Here is a 16,126-nt window from a genome sequence, read left to right as displayed (position 1 = left end):
TCATTCACAACAGGAATTTTTCACGATGTATATACCTATTTGGCCGGGTAATGCTAAGACTAATGGTGCTACCTGGGACGGTAAAGGGACTAACTTTGCATTATTCAGTGAAAATGCCACAGCAGTTGAACTGTGCTTATTTGATAGTAAAGACCAAGAGACTCGCATTCCCCTAACCGAAGTAGAAAACTTTGTCTGGCATGGTTATGTACCGGGAATAGCCCCCGGTCAACGATATGGTTTCCGGGTGCATGGTCCTTTTGCACCGAATGAAGGGCATCGTTTTAATCCTCATAAACTGCTGATTGATCCCTATGCCAAAGCCTTGGATGGTGAAATTGGTTATGGTGAGGAGATTTTTGGCTATCGATGGGAAGATCCCGAATTAGATTTAGGCTATTCGGAATTGGATGATGCTCATTTAGTGCCGAAAGCAGTGGTTGTAGATGAGTCCTTCGACTGGGAAGATGATCAGCCCCTGGATATTCCCCAACATGAGACAATTATTTATGAAATGCACGTGCGGGGATTTACCAAACTACACCCGGATATCCCGGAAGAGTTACGGGGAACTTATGCGGGTTTGGGACATCCGGCGGCGATCGCCTATTTACAATCCCTAGGAATTACAGCAGTCGAATTGATGCCTGTTCATCATTTCCTATCTCAACCGGGACACTTGGTAGATAAGGGGTTAAGAAATTATTGGGGTTATGACTCAATTGGCTATTTTGCGCCACAGTATAACTATAGTGCTGACCCCACCCCTGGCAACCAAGTCCGGGAATTTAAGGAAATGGTAAAAGCCCTCCATGCTGGGGGTATCGAGGTCATCTTAGATGTTGTCTATAACCACACCGGAGAAGGCAACCATTGCGGTCCTACTCTATCCCTGCGGGGGATTGATAATGCTAGTTATTATCGGTTAGTGGAAGACGATCGCCGCTATTATATGGACTTTACTGGCTGCGGTAATTCCCTCAATGTTAGCCAGCCCCAAGTTCTGAAACTGATTATGGATAGCCTCCGCTATTGGGTTTTGGAAATGCACGTTGATGGCTTCCGCTTTGACCTAGCCTCGGCTTTGGCGCGAGAACTCTATGAGGTCAATAGTCTAGCGGCATTTTTTGATATTATCCACCAAGATCCGGTGCTTTCTAATGTCAAGTTGATCGCTGAACCTTGGGACGTGGGAGAAGGTGGCTATCAGGTGGGTAAATTCCCCCTGTTATGGTCGGAATGGAATGGCAAATATAGGGATACGGTGCGGGACTTCTGGCGCGGTGAGGATAGTTCTTTGGCGGAATTTGCTTATCGGTTTACTGGGAGTTCTGACCTGTATGAGGATAATGGACGACAACCTCACGCTAGTATTAATTTTGTCACCGCCCATGATGGATTTACTCTCAATGACTTGGTGAGTTACAACGAAAAACACAACGAAGAGAATGGGGAGGATAACAACGACGGGGAAAGCCATAACCGCTCTTGGAATTGTGGGGAAGAAGGCGAAACAGATGATCCTGATATTTTAGAGTTGCGAAACCGCCAGCGTCGTAATTTCTTGGTGACATTAATGTTATCCCAAGGGGTGCCGATGATGGTCAGCGGTGATGAGTTGGGACGGACTCAAAAAGGCAATAATAATGCCTACTGTCAAGATAATGAAATTTCTTGGCTCGATTGGGATCTACCTGGGTCTAATGCGACTCTGTTGGATTTTACCCGTCAGTTGATTTATTTCCGCCGCCAACATCCGGTTTTCCGCCGCCGTAAGTGGTTCCAAGGACAAGCTATTCATGGTTCGGGAGTTAATGATCTGGGCTGGTTTAATCCAGACGGCGGCGAAATGACTGAGGAACAATGGAATGCTGGATATGCTAAGGCGATCGCTGTTTTTATTAATGGTGAGGAAATTCCCGCCCGTGGTCCTAAGGGTGAACGGGTGATGGATGATAGCTTTATGCTATTATTTAATGCTCACTATGAGGAAATCGAATTTGTTTTACCAGAAGGTTTACAGGCTCGACATTGGCAAGTTATTATTGATACCAAAGAATCTTTATTGCTGCCACAAGGACCTTATTACTCTGGTAATCAACCTATCCTAACTGAAGCGCGATCAGTGATCGTTATGCAAATGCGTTAGGAATTAATGGAAAATTTGGGGAGGGACAATTGATGATTGATGATTGTCAATTGTCTTTTCCTTGTCTGTTAGTCAATTCCCGATTTACTAAACTACTCCCAATGGCGATCGCTCAAATTTTTCAACAGTTTGGGGCTTGGTTTCCCAGCGCACATCAAAAAATTAAAGCCCAGGCTGATGAGTTGGGGGACAAATTTAAGGGAATAGAACTTGACCCAATTCCACCCCAGAATTTACTGCGCCTCAAACAAGCTGTGGCTGATTTAAAGACACCATCACCTCACCAAGAGTTATTGCGCGCACAATTGTCGCAAGCGATTAATTCCTGGTCTGAGGGGGCAGAATGTGATAATGCTATGGTGGTTTTGGCTAGTCCGGTAGAGGCTATATCTACTGTGTTTTGGGATACTTTGAGTTCCTCAGAACCAATGGATGGTTTGACTCGCCAATGGCTGCCTTGGTCAGAGCGACCGGGAAACCATACTATTATTATATCACAACTAGAAGAGAGTATTTTACAACCGACTCAGGAAGAGCGATCGCTGGTGGTAATTCCTGATTTGAGTTGGTGTTTTTTGCGGTGTGTCGATGGTTTGCTGGGAATTGAAAGGTTAGCAGATGCGATTTTTAGCGATCGCTCACGGTTTTGGCTGATTGGTTGTAACCATTGGAGTTGGCTATATTTAGATCGAGTTTGTCAACTGGGAAATTTGGTGGGTGTGAAAACATCAATTCCGCCTCTCAGTGCGATCGAACTCAAGGAATGGTTAACTCCGGTATGGGAAACTGTAGATCTACAATGGGGTGAAAAATCCGAGGGTGAGGAGGAAAAACCAGATGACAACTGGTGTTGTAGTGAGGAAAAACGATATTTTGAGCAGCTAGAAGATGTGTCTGAGGGTAATCGTGCGATCGCTGCTGACGCTTGGCTAAATTCTTTGGGTATTTCCCCGCCGCCAGAAGAGGAAGAGGAGGAAGAAGGGGAAAACCAGACCGGAGAAAATCCTGATCAACCTTGGTTGGTCGATCGCCCTAGTATACCAGAATTGCCCAGTTTGACTAAAAGCGATCGCTTTTTGCTGTTTTCCTTAATATTACATGGTTCCATCTCTTTGCCTCACTTGTGTATGACTTTAGGGGAGGGAGAGAGTGCAACTCAAACTCAGGTTCAGAAACTCATCCGTGATGGCTTAATTGTCCGCCGTCCGGGAAACAGTGGTGCAGCGCCACGGTTTACGATCAATGGTATTTACTACCCTCGTCTCAAGCGATATCTCGATAACAATAAATTTATGGTGGGTGAGGATTAGAAATGTTAATCGACATTTGGCTATATCAGTTATTGGCTGAAACCAACGGGGAAGCGACGACTAACCCTAATCAAATTTGGGCGGATATCACCTTTGGGAAAATTGTCTTGGGGGTGGTGATTTTTATGCTGACCTATGGCGGTGTTATCGTTACCGAAAAGTCTCTTTACTGGTTTTCCGAACAGGTCCCGCTGCGGTTTCGTTTATTGATCAAAGAGTCTGTACCCTTCTGGCGAGCCTTTATTTTTGGGTTGGCGGGGGTGATCTTGATTAATTTGTTTCTGGACCTATCCTCGACTAATCTGTTGGCGATAACTGGGACGGCTGCGGTGGCGGTGGGTTTTGCCTTTAAAGATTATGCCAGTTCGGTGATCTCTGGGATGATTGCTTTATTTGAAAGACCTTATCAAGTCGGCGATCGCGTCACTATTGATGGTCAGTATGGGGAAATCATCAGCTATGGACTCCGTGCGATCCAACTGCAAAGCCCTGATGATGATATTGTCACCATTCCCCATAATAAAATGTGGACAGAGCCGATCATCAATGCTAATAAGGGTGAAGTAGAAGCACAGACGGCGGTTGATTTTTATTTTGCCCATGATGCCGATATCGATCGCATTATCCCTATACTATATAGAGTGGCTCAGACCAGCAAATATACACAACTTAACCTCCCCATTGTGGTGGTGGTAAATGAGAAGCCTTGGGGAACTTTGGTGAAGCTGAGATGCTATCCCATGGATGTTAGGGATGAGTTTATTTTTAAAACTGACCTAATTCGCCGCGCTAAAAAGACTTTTGGGGAGTTAGGCATTCCTTACCCCGTCTTACCCGCGATAATTACTGATTAATCCCCAAATAGCTATCAGGCTGGAAAATTGGCGATGGGCGATTATGCGATCGGATAAGGGGTTGTCAATTCCAATTTTTACCTATAAAATAATCGAGAATTGGAATTTTAGCCTTCATGTCCAATCCTTTTCTGTTTCTCGAATATGAACCCGCTTTTGAGAGCTTGGGGGATGATTATTATGATGTCGTAGCGGCCGCCTCCTTCCCGCTGCATATTTTGCGTTTCCGTAATGATGAATTGCTGCTCAAATTGGGAATTGACCCACAAGAAACCCAAGATCTCGATTTTATAGAGGCTTTTGGTAAATTTGAAAGTGTGACGCGGTTTTTGGCGATGCGTTACCACGGCTATCAGTTTGGAGAATATAATCCCGGTTTGGGAGATGGTCGTGGGTTTCTCTATGGACAGGTGCGCGGAATAGATGGAGAATTGTATGATTTTGGTACTAAAGGATCGGGTACAACTCCCTACTCTCGCCATGCCGATGGCCGCCTGACTTTAAAGGGGGGAGTCCGGGAAGTATTAGCAGCAGAAGCACTCCATAGACAAGGGGTGAGGACTTCTCGATGTTTAAGTTTAATTGAAACCGGAGAAAAGTTATGGCGGGGGGATGAACCTTCCCCTACCCGGTCTTCGGTAATGGTGCGAATGAGTCGATCGCATATTCGGTTCGGAACTTTTGAACGATTGCACTATTTTGGTCGCCCAGATCTGATCAAAAAACTCTTAGATCATGTGGTTGAGATTTATTACCCCCATTTATTAGACTCTGGCGATCGCTTCGTCGCTTTTTATGGGGAATTGGTGCAACGGGTAGCCACTTTAGCCGCTCAGTGGATGGCTGCTGGGTTTTGTCATGGTGTCTTAAATACCGATAATATGTCGATTACAGGGGAGAGTTTTGATTATGGTCCCTACGCATTTATGCCGACTTATGATCGGAGTTTCACCGCTGCCTATTTTGACTATGGTAGGCTTTACTGTTATGGTAATCAGCCTTTGATTTGTCGGGGTAATCTCGAGTTGTTGCAAAAACCTCTATCAATGGTGGCAGACTCAGATAGCCTCAAACAGGCTTTAGACAATTTCTTTGACTACTATGGTCAGGCTTACCAGCAATTGATCTTAAAAAAATTGGGCTTTCCAGAAGCACAGGTCTCTGAACCCGAAGAATTGATTAAGTTGACTATTGATTTGCTCAAAGACAATACAGTGGGATATCATGACTTCTTCTCCCAACTCAGGGAAGGCTTTACTCCCCTCTGGCGAGATGATGAAACCGAGATTCTCAAGGATATAGGAGATCTTAAACACTTAGTCCCCTGGCGACATCTGTACTATCACCATTTGCAGTCAAAGTCGAGGGCCGAAATGGAACAAATGAAACAGACCCTCAAACAATATAACCCGACTACGATTTTGCTCAGACCAGCTATTGAGGCGGTTTGGGAACCCATTGCGGCCGCTGATGATTGGGAGGCGTTTTATCAATTACTCAATCAGATCAGATCAGAATAATTTCGGGTTGGTGCGATCGCCTTTTAAGCTATAGCATTTGCTCACTGCCAACAGATGTCTCTGGGTAGCTGGAGGGGGAGACCGTCAAAGCTGTTGATCTCCTCAGCCTGTCTATGATACCCTATCCCCTCAAATCGCTGTTATCCGCTATTAGGTTAGGTTATACATCCCCCCATTGGCGATCGCTTAATTGTCCGAGTCGGGGATACTCACAACCACCGGATATGGCGTTTTTCAGATAGGTTTTGGTCTAGTTTATGTCAAATCTCGTCATGGTTTGTCTCCACTGTTATCAGACCCACGGTAACTGTATTATTTAAAACTAATATATTTTGCCTTGATGGGGGGGACCATATTTATTGGTTGTCGGGATCTTAGCAGTCAAATCTACTTAGGTTCTGTCATAGATGGCTTCCCCAGGGAAAAGGAAAGATTGGGGAATTTGCTTTGTCCATTTCCTGGGCATTTTCAGTCCAGTGGTTCTGATTTGATCGCAGTCAGCAAGTCTATGTCAGGAGTTCCCATAAAAAAAATTACTCCTCAGCGACATTTAAGTTATATGATCTATAAAATATCCAACAAATATGTTAGGATTGACTAAATTAGAAATGGAGTAGATCAATGGCAAAAACTACAGCAGAAAAACTTCCTGAAGAACCGATGACCGGAAAGACTTTACTGCAAAAAGTCAAATCACTCGGACCCAGCTACTCTCGTCGTGAGACAGCCAAGCAGTGTGGCTATTACACCCGCACAAAAGACAACCAAACTCGTGCGAACATGACCGAGTTTTATGATGCACTGCTGGCAGCTAAAGGAATTGCCTTAGATCCGGGTCGTTCTAAAGATGGACGTGGCCGGGAAGCTAGTTACCGCGCTTGCGTTCATAAAAATGGCTCCTTGGTAATTGGTGCTAACTATACCCAGGAAATGGGTTTGAAACCCGGTGATCAATTTGAAATTCGCCTGGGATCTAAACATATTCACCTGATTCAAGTTGAACCAAAGGGCATGGTTGATGAAGATGACGAAGAATAAATAAATATCAGGCTCATCTGTCTTGCTGATCACCAGTGAAGCATGACTCAGGTTGTCTATGGGCGCGAGTGGTGTTTCTGGGATGGCTTAATCAAGACAATGCGGCGGGAGTAAAATTCGGTTGGCATCAGTGATCACCGCCTGCGGTTCGCCAAGAATGTCATAATCGATCGCCTACCAGATAGATGGCGATCAAAACCTAGCTAGGAATCCGTATTAGTCCACCACTGTGGGCTTCTCTATAATGCCGACAGTTGGCAACCTTTTCCACTCTTTGAACTCGACGGAATGCGATCGCGACGGGTTCTGATTCGAGGTAGTGGAAAATTCATCAAGGACTCATTAATTTTGATAATGTGGTGGTTTAGGATTGCTCACCTAGTGATAGGGTGAATCATATTGTGTTGGGCATCCTTACCCCACAGGTTCTGCTATGGAGTTCTTGTGATCTATGATAGTTCAAGAAACAGCATCCATGCTAACCAGAGATGGGGTGCGTTTGGATGCTGATATTTATCGCCCAGAACAGTCAGGGGAATTTCCGGTATTATTAATGCGACAACCCTATGGAAGGGCGATCGCATCCACCGTAGTTTACGCCCATCCCCAATGGTACGCCCAACAGGGTTATATCGTAGTAATTCAAGATGTGCGCGGAAGGGGAACCTCTGAGGGAGTGTTTCAACTATTCGCCCATGAATTAGAAGATGGCGTTGATACCGTCAACTGGGCTGCTAATTTACCCCATAGCAATGGCTATGTGGGGATGTATGGGTTTTCCTATCAGGGGATGACTCAAATTTATGCTGCCAGTGGCTACCCACAGGCCCTTAAAACCCTCTGTCCCGCCATGGTCGCCTGTGACCTGTATCAGGATTGGGCTTATGAAGGGGGGGCTTTTTGTTGGCAGGTTAACCTAGCTTGGGGAATTCAATTAGCCACCGAAACCGCGCGCTTGCGGCGGGATGAACCAGCCTATAGGGGTTTATATAATCTTTCCCGGCATCTGCCCTTATACGGCGAAATTCCTGCCTCTCCTGAAACCTTTACAAACCTGGCTGCTGATTCTTTCTATCATGATTGGCTACAGCAGGATCAGCCGGGAGACTATTGGCGGGATCTTTCCCCCTCCACAGATAATCTGGATTTACCCATGCTGCACATTGGCGGATGGTTTGACACCTATCTGCGGGGGACGGTTAATTTCTATCGGGATATGGCTAATCGTAGTTCATCTCCTCAGTATTTGATTATTGGACCTTGGCCGCATTTACCCTGGGGCCGACAGGTGGGTGGTGTTGATTATGGTCCAGAGGCGGTTAATCCCATTGATGAGTTACAGATCCGCTGGTTTAACCATTTTCTTAAAGGTATTGATACCGGACTTTTGCAGGAAAAACCTGTCACTCTGTTTTCCATGGGGGATAATTGCTGGCGAGAGTTTGACCAATGGCCGCAAGGGTCTAGTCAATCTTATTTTCTCACCAGTACAGGTCTAGCCGCAATTCGACCAGATTCTGGTTTACTTTTACCAGAGGATATAATCGCTTCTATGGCTGCCGAAGAAGACGAGGAAGACGAAGAAGACGAACACATTTTACCCGATACTGTGGATGTGTTTGTTCATGATCCTTTCCGTCCAGTCCCAGCCCTTGGGGGTCATGCTACATTAACTCCTGGATCTTTTGATCGTCGCGCTTTGGACTGTCGCGCTGATGTACTTACCTACACTTCTGATGCTTTACATGAGGATTTGCATTTAGTCGGAAATGTATTTGTTGAGGTTTACTGTGAAGCTGATAGCCCTAGTTTTGACTTGTGTGCAATTTTGTCAGAAGTGCGACCCGATGGGAGTGTGTGGAATTTTACTCAGGGTTATGTCAGAGTTAATCAGCCAGCCACCCCGATCCGAATTAATTTACAGCCTACCTGCATTTGTATTCCTCAATCCCACCAAATTCGTTTAAGTTTGAGTGGGGCTTGTTTTCCCGCTTATCCTGTCAATCCAGGGACGGGACAGCCCCCTAGTCAAACTCGACTCATTGATGGTCGCATTATTACTATATCCCTGAAAAGCGGCAATAGTTTTCTGTCCCGTATCATTTTGTCAGTTGATGCTGAGTGAGATAGGGTTTATCATTGCGATCGCAAAAGTTTAGCGCAAATTTAGCACGGATTTTGGCCTAAATTCATGAAAGCTGACCATCAAAATGATTCAGAATTGCGGGTGTTAGGACTACCATCAGACCAAGGAAGATGGCTACTCATTCCTTTGGGAATCACCGTTTTACTGTGTTTGGGGACCGTTTACTCTTGGAGTATTTTTAGGACTCCCCTAGAAAATGAGTTAAACCTCACCGCCACCGAAAGCCTATTACCCTATACAGTGGCGCTAGTGTTTTATGCCCTGATGATGCCAATTACAGGTTTTTATATACCTAAATTTGGGACTCGCGCCATTACAGCAGTTGGTGGGTTTGTTGTTGGGTTGGGTTATATTCTGTCTAGTTTTGCTGACAATATCATCACCATGACGATCGCCTATGGCGTGATTGCTGGGACTGGTGTCGGCATTACTTACGGAGTGCCCATGGTCGTTTCCGCCCGCTGGTTTCCCGATAAAAAAGGATTAGCCGTCGGGCTGACAATTATTGGTTTTGGCTTGTCTCCATTAATCACCGCCCCCCTCGCTAAAGCCTTGATTGATAGTTATACCGTCCGACCAACCTTGCGGGTTTTGGGTATCGCTTTTATGGTGATTATTTTGGCGATTGCTAATATAATGAAATTGCCCCCCCAAGATTGGCAACCCACTCAAAAAGTAGCCACAACATCCGTCATTCCCACCCCCGTCGTCTACCCGCCTAAGATGCTGAAAAGTCGTTCTTTTTATGGGCTATGGATATGTTATATTATTGGCGCTTTTGTCGGGTTGAGTGCCATTGGTATTTCTAGCCCCGTGGGAGAAGAAATTATTGAAATCGACCCAAGATGGGCTGCGGGGAGTGTTTCCCTTTTTGCCTTGTTTAATGGCGTGAGTCGTCCCCTGTTTGGCTGGTTAAGCGATCGCTTTCCTCCTCGGTATGTGGCGATCGCTTCTTATACCCTGATTTTAATCGCCTGCATTTTAATGGTTAATGCCCAGTCCGGACAGATAGTTACCTATTTAATTGCTTTCTGTCTATTTTGGTTTTGCTTAGGAGGTTGGTTAGCCCTTGCGCCTACTACCACCCTGCGATTATTTAACCCTGATGACTACGCCCAAAATTACGGTATTGTCTTCACCGCTTACGGTATAGGCGCTTTATTAGGAACCTTGGTAGCCGGTAGTATTCGCGACTGGTTTGGTAGCTATACTTATGCCTTTTATCCCATGGGAATATTAGCCATTATCGGCACCATAGTAGCTACTTTTATGCTGAAACCAGACAAGAGTAAACCAACCAATAATTGATAATCAAACTCCCTCCGACTCCCTCTCGGTCTGGGAGAGGGTTGGGTAGCGCAGTTAAATTTGTGTTAAATTTAACCAGATTAACTAATCGGGTAGGCTAAAATGCGATCGGCATCTACTTCGGGTCATATATGAGGCTAATTAGATTAATTAGACAAAAGCTGATCAAGTCCGGGTCTCAGACTGAATTGCTAATCCATTTTGTCCTGTTAGGATTTACCATAATGGTCGCCCAAGCCATTGGTATGACCTTAGGGCGATCGCTATTTTTAGCCAAAGCCGGCGCCGAAAGTCTCCCTTTATTTTTCATCATCATGCCATTAATTTTAATGGTAGTTTCCGGTGGTTTTACCGCCATCATAGACCGCTTCAACCGTCCGCGACTGTTTCGCATTGTCTTAGCCGTCGCGGCCGTCTTAATCATCGGTATTCGGCTATTTATCAACCTCGACTTAATCCCCATTTATTTCACCCTATACATTTTCATTTGGTTAATCTATATTCTGCAATTCCGCATCGAGTTTTGGACACTTTTATCAGACTATTTCACCAACTTAGAACTTAAACAATACACAGCTATTATCTACCTGGGAACCACCGCAGGATATTTATTTGGCAGTATTTTGGTCGCCCTCATATCCGATATAGTTACCCTAGAAAATCAGCTATTATTGCTCCCTATTTGTTATGGTATATCCATCGGTCAAATTTATTATTTAGAATCCCATCAAAACCCCCTACCTACCGAATATCAAAAACCCAAAACCCAGACTTCCAATTGGTCAGAAACCTGGCAGACTTTAAGCAAACTCTCCCGCCACTATCCCATTATTATTTTTCTAATTGCTAACGTATTTGGAACCGCCCTAGTCCGAGGTATTGGAGAATTTCAATATTCCACTATTTATAGACAAGAATTCCCCGATAAACAGGAACTCGCCACCTTTTTAGGGTATATTACCGCCGCCCTAACCGCCATTCAATTTCTGATTATTTCTGTAGGGACAACTCCCCTAATCAAAAAATTAGGAGTTCCTCGGACTAACTTAGTCTATCCTGTCATGTTATTAGGCAGTTTTATCGGACTCTTATTTAGCTATAATCTCACCGCCGCCGTCGGAATGCAGCTTACCTATAGAACCCTATTTTATAGTATTTTCCTGCCTCTCACCAACCTTAATTATAATGCCGTTCCGACTAGGTTTGGCGGTAGGTTGCGCGTGTGGGGAGAGGGTTTATTTTCCCCATTAGGACAATCTATAGCTGGCATAATTCTAATGGTATTTTTAGGATGGATTAACCCCTATCAAGTCGTGTGGGTAGGAGTAATTCTCAGTGGTTTCTTAGTAGTTATTGGTTACTTCACCGGAAAAAGCTATGTCCAATCACTTTTGGGAATGTTACGGTCAGGGTCAGTTAACCTAAGTAGAGTGGAAGATGGGTTGTATCTCTCCAATAAATATCGCCCAGAAGTGCGCCAGCTTCTCCAAGATAAGAACCCGCAAAATCAAGTGTTAGGATTAGAGTTACTTCCTTATCTCGAAAACCCCAGGGATTTTTCATCTGATATTGAAAATATTTGGGTCAATGCTGATGACCAAGTGCGTCGGGCTGTCATTCGGTTATTTACCACTAAAAATATGGGCAATAACCTGGAATTTAAAAGCCTCCTATCTTCCCCCAAACCGAAAGTCCGCAGTATGGCTTTAGAATTGTATATCGCCACAGGTTCCCCCCTGTCTGCGAGTCGCCTACAAACCTTATTACAGGATGAAAGTTCCGAAGTGCGCGCCTTGGCTTGTGTGGCTATTTCTCAGATTGAAATTGATGGTTCAATTCAAGAACTTTATCACCAAGTTTGTCCCACTCAACCCGATATTCCTACCCGGAGAGCATTATTAAGGGCGGCGGGAGAAAGTCGTAACCCTAAACTAATTCCTCTGTTAACAGAAGTCCTGAAAAATGCCCCCCCAGATATTAAGCGTAAGGGTTTATTGGCTTTGGTTGAATTGTGCGATTATGAACCTCTTAAATGCGGACAAATTGCCGCATATGAACTTAATCACAATAGCCCTTCCGTGAGGATAGCAGCTTTACAGGTTTTCCAGAAAATTGATGATCAACAATGGTTAATTACAGTTTCTCGCTATTTGGAAGATGAGGATATCGCCGTCAGACAACAGGCGGCTAAAACTCTGAGTTGTTATGGTAATCAAGGATTAGCAGTATCGCGATATTACCTTTTATCATCCCGTCCTGAAGTCGTGAAATCCGCGATTTTAGCTATTGGTTTGGTGCGGACAAAAACCGCTGAGAATATTCTTTATAATTTTATCCAGTCCGACTTAAAATTGATTAATCGCACCCGGATATGGCAACAACATATTGATGCTGATAACTCCCTTTTTGAAATGTTGCAAGTCGCTATCATAGACTACCAAAATTCTATAATTGAACGAGTATTTTATATCCTCTCTAGTTTGGGACAAGAATCAACTGTCAATGCTGCTAAAGTTTTGTTATCAAGTTCTGATAAAAGAGCGCGTTCTCATGCCGTGGAAACCTTGGTTTCTTTGAAACAAGGGCGGTTTCTTCGTCCTCTAATGCCACTGTTAGAAAAAATGGCAACCGGAGAAAATCTCACCGCTTCTCAGGGAATTTCTAATATTAAAAAATACTCGGTTTTATTGGAGGTTTTAGAGACCAACAATCATTGGTTAAAAATGGGGGCTTTGATGGCTTTTGCGGGTATTCCTGGGGCGATCGCTCAATCTGACCCTGACCCGATTATCAGTAAAATCGCCCAATCTTTAGTATTAAAACCTCAGCAGTTATCAATTTCGGAGAATTTTATGATTGACCGCTTACTGTTACTCAAAAATGTTTCCCTATTTCAAACCTTGTCCTTAGATGAAATTTTGCTAATTGATAATGCTTTGGAGTCCGCCGAATATTTACCCGGAGAAATTATCTTTTCCGAGGGAACTTTGGGAGAACGTTTTTATATTATTGTCCAGGGAAAAGTCCGCATTGTCCGAGAAGTTGAAGGGGAGGAAAAAGAGTTAGCCCTATTAGAAGCAGGTCAACATTTTGGCGAGATTTCTTTGTTTGAAGACTTTTTGCGATCAGCTAATGCGATCGCTGCTGAACATTGTGTATTACTCACCTTAGAAAAAACCCGTTTTGTAAGTTTAGTAACCCAGCGCCCCCAAATTCTTTGGGAAATTTGTAAATTCCTCAGCCAGCGCCTGCGGGATGTCAACTTAACCGCCCGTTAAATAGCCCTATCAGGGGTGATTATACATCAAAACCCCTGATAATTATCCCCTTTAATTAGCCGTCAATAACTCCGCTAATCCCAAATATTTAACCCCTTGGGGAGTCACATCAAAACGACAGGGCAGAATTTCGACTCCCGCCGCGATCGCCTCCTTAAATAAACTCCCATAAACCGGGTCTGCTGCATCTCCGGGCGCGAATTTCGGACAATCTCCACGATTAATAAAATACAACATTACCGCCCGATCGCCACCCTTCACAATATCAATTAACTCCCTTAAATGTTTTTGTCCTCTCTCAGTTACCGTATCAGGAAATAAAGCCAAATCCCCCTGACACCAGGTAGTATTTTTGACCTCCAGATAAATCAGTTGGTCGTCTCCTTCTAACAGAAAATCAACCCGACTTTTACCCCCCACGCCATATTTAACTTCTCGCCTCACATTTGTATATCCCCCCAACTGAGAAAATAAGTGTTTTTGCAAAGCGATCGCCACAATTCGATTAGGAAGACTCGTATTAATTCCCACCCAAGTAGGTTGATGATCTCCCACTTGGATTAATTCCCAAGTGTAGGCTAATTTGCGCTTAGGGTTATCACTCTTCGACACCATCACCGGATTTTCGGGAATACAAACCCCCGTCATCGGGCCAGTATTGGGACAATGGGCGACAATCACCTCCCCAGAATTTAACTTAATATCTGCTATAAGTCGTTTATAGCGCTTAATTAACACCCCTCCATAAAGTTCCCCTAATGAATAAATCAAAGATTCGCTCATGATGACTTGCAAAATAATCCTAAACTGAGTTATAATTTTAACAGTAAATTGGCGAAATTAGGATAGACCAAATATGACCACTACCGCCCAGTCGCCCTCCCAGCCCAATCATTTCCCCACTTTAGAAGCCATCCGATATGGATTACCTAATATTTGCGGTTGGGAAGCAGATATCACCGCCGTAGTGAATCATAGCGATCGCCTTTTTCAACCCCTTAGCTACCTCAACCTAGACCAAACTACCGCCGGATTTGCTTGCGCCCTCCATATGCACCAACCCACCATTCCAGCGGGCGAAAATGGCGCATTAATTAGCAACCTGCAATATATGTTTGAACACCCCCACCAAGGCGATAATCATAACGCCGAACCCTTCGCTTGGTGTTATAAACGTATGGGGGAATTTATCCCCGAATTAGTAGCCAATGGCTGTCATCCTCGGATTATGTTAGACTATTCCGGTAACTTGCTATGGGGACTGCAACAAATCGGGCGAAATGATATCCTAGACACCCTCAAAAATATTACCTGTAACCCCCAATACTGGGTGAATGTGGAATGGTTGGGCACTATGTGGAGTCATGCAGTCATTCCCTCCACTCCAATTCGTGATATCAAATTACATATTCAGGCTTGGCAACATCATTTTGCCGCTATTTTTGGCAAGGATGCTTTAGCCAGAGTCAAAGGTTTTTCACCCCCAGAAATGCACCTCCCCAACCATCCTGATACACTCTATGAATATATTAAATCCCTCAAAGAATGTGGTTATAAATGGTTAATGGTGCAGGAACATTCGGTAGAACGCCTAGACGGTTCCCCACTGCATCATGATGATAAATATATTCCCAATCGTTTAATCGCCCGCAATTCGCAGGGAGAAACAGTTAGTATAATTGCCTTAATTAAAACCCAGGGTTCTGATACCAAATTAGTGGCACAAATGCAACCCTATCATGAAGCCAATGGTCGGGGATTACAAAAATTAGGGGAATACATGGTTCCCAGTTGTGTGACTCAAATTGCTGACGGGGAAAATGGCGGCGTGATGATGAATGAATACCCTAGGGATTTTATCCCTCTCTGGTCTCAGATTAAAAATAATGGTCGGGGAACTCCTGGGGTTGTAGGTTTAAATGGTACGGAATATTTAGAAGTGTTAGAAGCGGCGGGAGTGCAGCCAGAAGACTACCCGACTTGTCAGGCGATACAACAGCATCGAATTTGGGAAAAGGTAGATTCTATTACGCCGGAAGCTGTGGAAAATGCGATCGCTCATTTACAGGAAACAGACCCCCAATTTCATATAGATGGTGCATCGTGGACTAATCATCTAAGCTGGGTAAAAGGATATGAAAACGTATTGGAACCCATGAACCAACTTAGTGCTGATTTTCACCGCAAATATGACCCCCTAGTTAAGCAAGACCCCACCACAACCCGCCAACCAGACTATCAGCAAGCCTTGTTATATAACCTACTATTACAAACCAGTTGTTTTCGCTATTGGGGACAGGGAATGTGGACGGACTACGCCAGGGAAATTTACCACAGAGGTCAACAGTTAGTTAATTGATAATTTATCATTTATCATTTAATAAACCCACCATTACCAATATGTAGGGGCGGGTTCCACGGTCAATTAAATCGGACCACCAGGGGATAAATAAACCCGCCCCCACCCACCATTATCACCATTATCAATTATCATTACCAATATGTAGGGGCGGGTTCCACGGT

General features: G+C 44.3%; 10 protein-coding genes. 9 read left to right on the top strand and 1 reads right to left on the bottom strand.

The genetic code is table 11. From position 1 onward, the window contains the following. Positions 1-25 precede the first annotated feature (25 nt). The 8 genes from glgX (at position 26) to P5674_RS00180 (ending at position 13,603) form a co-directional block, all read left to right on the top strand. Positions 26-2,149: a glycogen debranching protein GlgX gene (gene glgX, locus P5674_RS00215; RefSeq protein WP_315669702.1), complete on the top strand. Its 2,124-nt coding sequence runs from the start codon at positions 26-28 to the stop codon at positions 2,147-2,149. A 32-nt stretch (positions 2,150-2,181) separates the two neighbouring features. Continuing rightward, positions 2,182-3,459 (top strand): MarR family transcriptional regulator, encoded by a 1,278-nt coding sequence (locus tag P5674_RS00210; protein ID WP_006618561.1) that lies wholly within the window; start codon positions 2,182-2,184, stop codon positions 3,457-3,459. A 2-nt stretch (positions 3,460-3,461) separates the two neighbouring features. Beyond that, entirely contained in the window at positions 3,462-4,313 is an 852-nt protein-coding gene (locus tag P5674_RS00205; RefSeq protein WP_014273966.1) for a mechanosensitive ion channel family protein, read from the top strand. Between the two features lie 116 nt (positions 4,314-4,429). Next, positions 4,430-5,833, top strand: coding sequence for a protein adenylyltransferase SelO (locus tag P5674_RS00200; protein ID WP_014273965.1), 1,404 nt, complete (start codon positions 4,430-4,432; stop codon positions 5,831-5,833). A gap of 621 nt (positions 5,834-6,454) precedes the next feature. Further along, a complete protein-coding gene (locus tag P5674_RS00195) occupies positions 6,455-6,871 on the top strand; it encodes an AbrB family transcriptional regulator (RefSeq protein WP_014273964.1) in 417 nt (138 codons plus the stop codon). 451 nt (positions 6,872-7,322) lie between these two features. Then, positions 7,323-8,996: a CocE/NonD family hydrolase gene (locus tag P5674_RS00190; RefSeq protein ID WP_014273963.1), complete on the top strand. Its 1,674-nt coding sequence runs from the start codon at positions 7,323-7,325 to the stop codon at positions 8,994-8,996. A 66-nt stretch (positions 8,997-9,062) separates the two neighbouring features. Then, positions 9,063-10,325 (top strand): L-lactate MFS transporter, encoded by a 1,263-nt coding sequence (locus tag P5674_RS00185; RefSeq protein WP_315669701.1) that lies wholly within the window; start codon positions 9,063-9,065, stop codon positions 10,323-10,325. A 131-nt stretch (positions 10,326-10,456) separates the two neighbouring features. Next, on the top strand, positions 10,457-13,603 hold the full coding sequence (locus P5674_RS00180; protein WP_014273961.1) for a HEAT repeat domain-containing protein: 3,147 nt from the start codon (positions 10,457-10,459) through the stop codon (positions 13,601-13,603). A gap of 51 nt (positions 13,604-13,654) precedes the next feature. Here the strand turns inward: P5674_RS00180 and sfsA are convergent, their stop codons facing one another. After that, complete coding sequence (gene sfsA, locus P5674_RS00175; RefSeq protein WP_006618568.1) at positions 13,655-14,386, bottom strand: DNA/RNA nuclease SfsA; 732 nt, start codon at positions 14,384-14,386, stop codon at positions 13,655-13,657. Positions 14,387-14,459: 73 nt separating this feature from the next. Here sfsA and P5674_RS00170 point away from each other — a divergent pair, with 73 nt between their 5' ends. Continuing rightward, the gene (locus P5674_RS00170; protein WP_014273959.1) at positions 14,460-15,962 is read left to right on the top strand and encodes a hypothetical protein; all 1,503 of its coding nucleotides are present in this window, start codon (positions 14,460-14,462) and stop codon (positions 15,960-15,962) included. Positions 15,963-16,126 lie beyond the last annotated feature (164 nt).

Origin of the sequence: Limnospira sp. PMC 289.06, from assembly GCF_032350395.1 — a bacterium.
GTDB classification, from domain to species: Bacteria; Cyanobacteriota; Cyanobacteriia; order Cyanobacteriales; family Microcoleaceae; genus Limnospira; species Limnospira platensis.
This window is presented reverse-complemented; position numbering and strand designations above follow the sequence as displayed.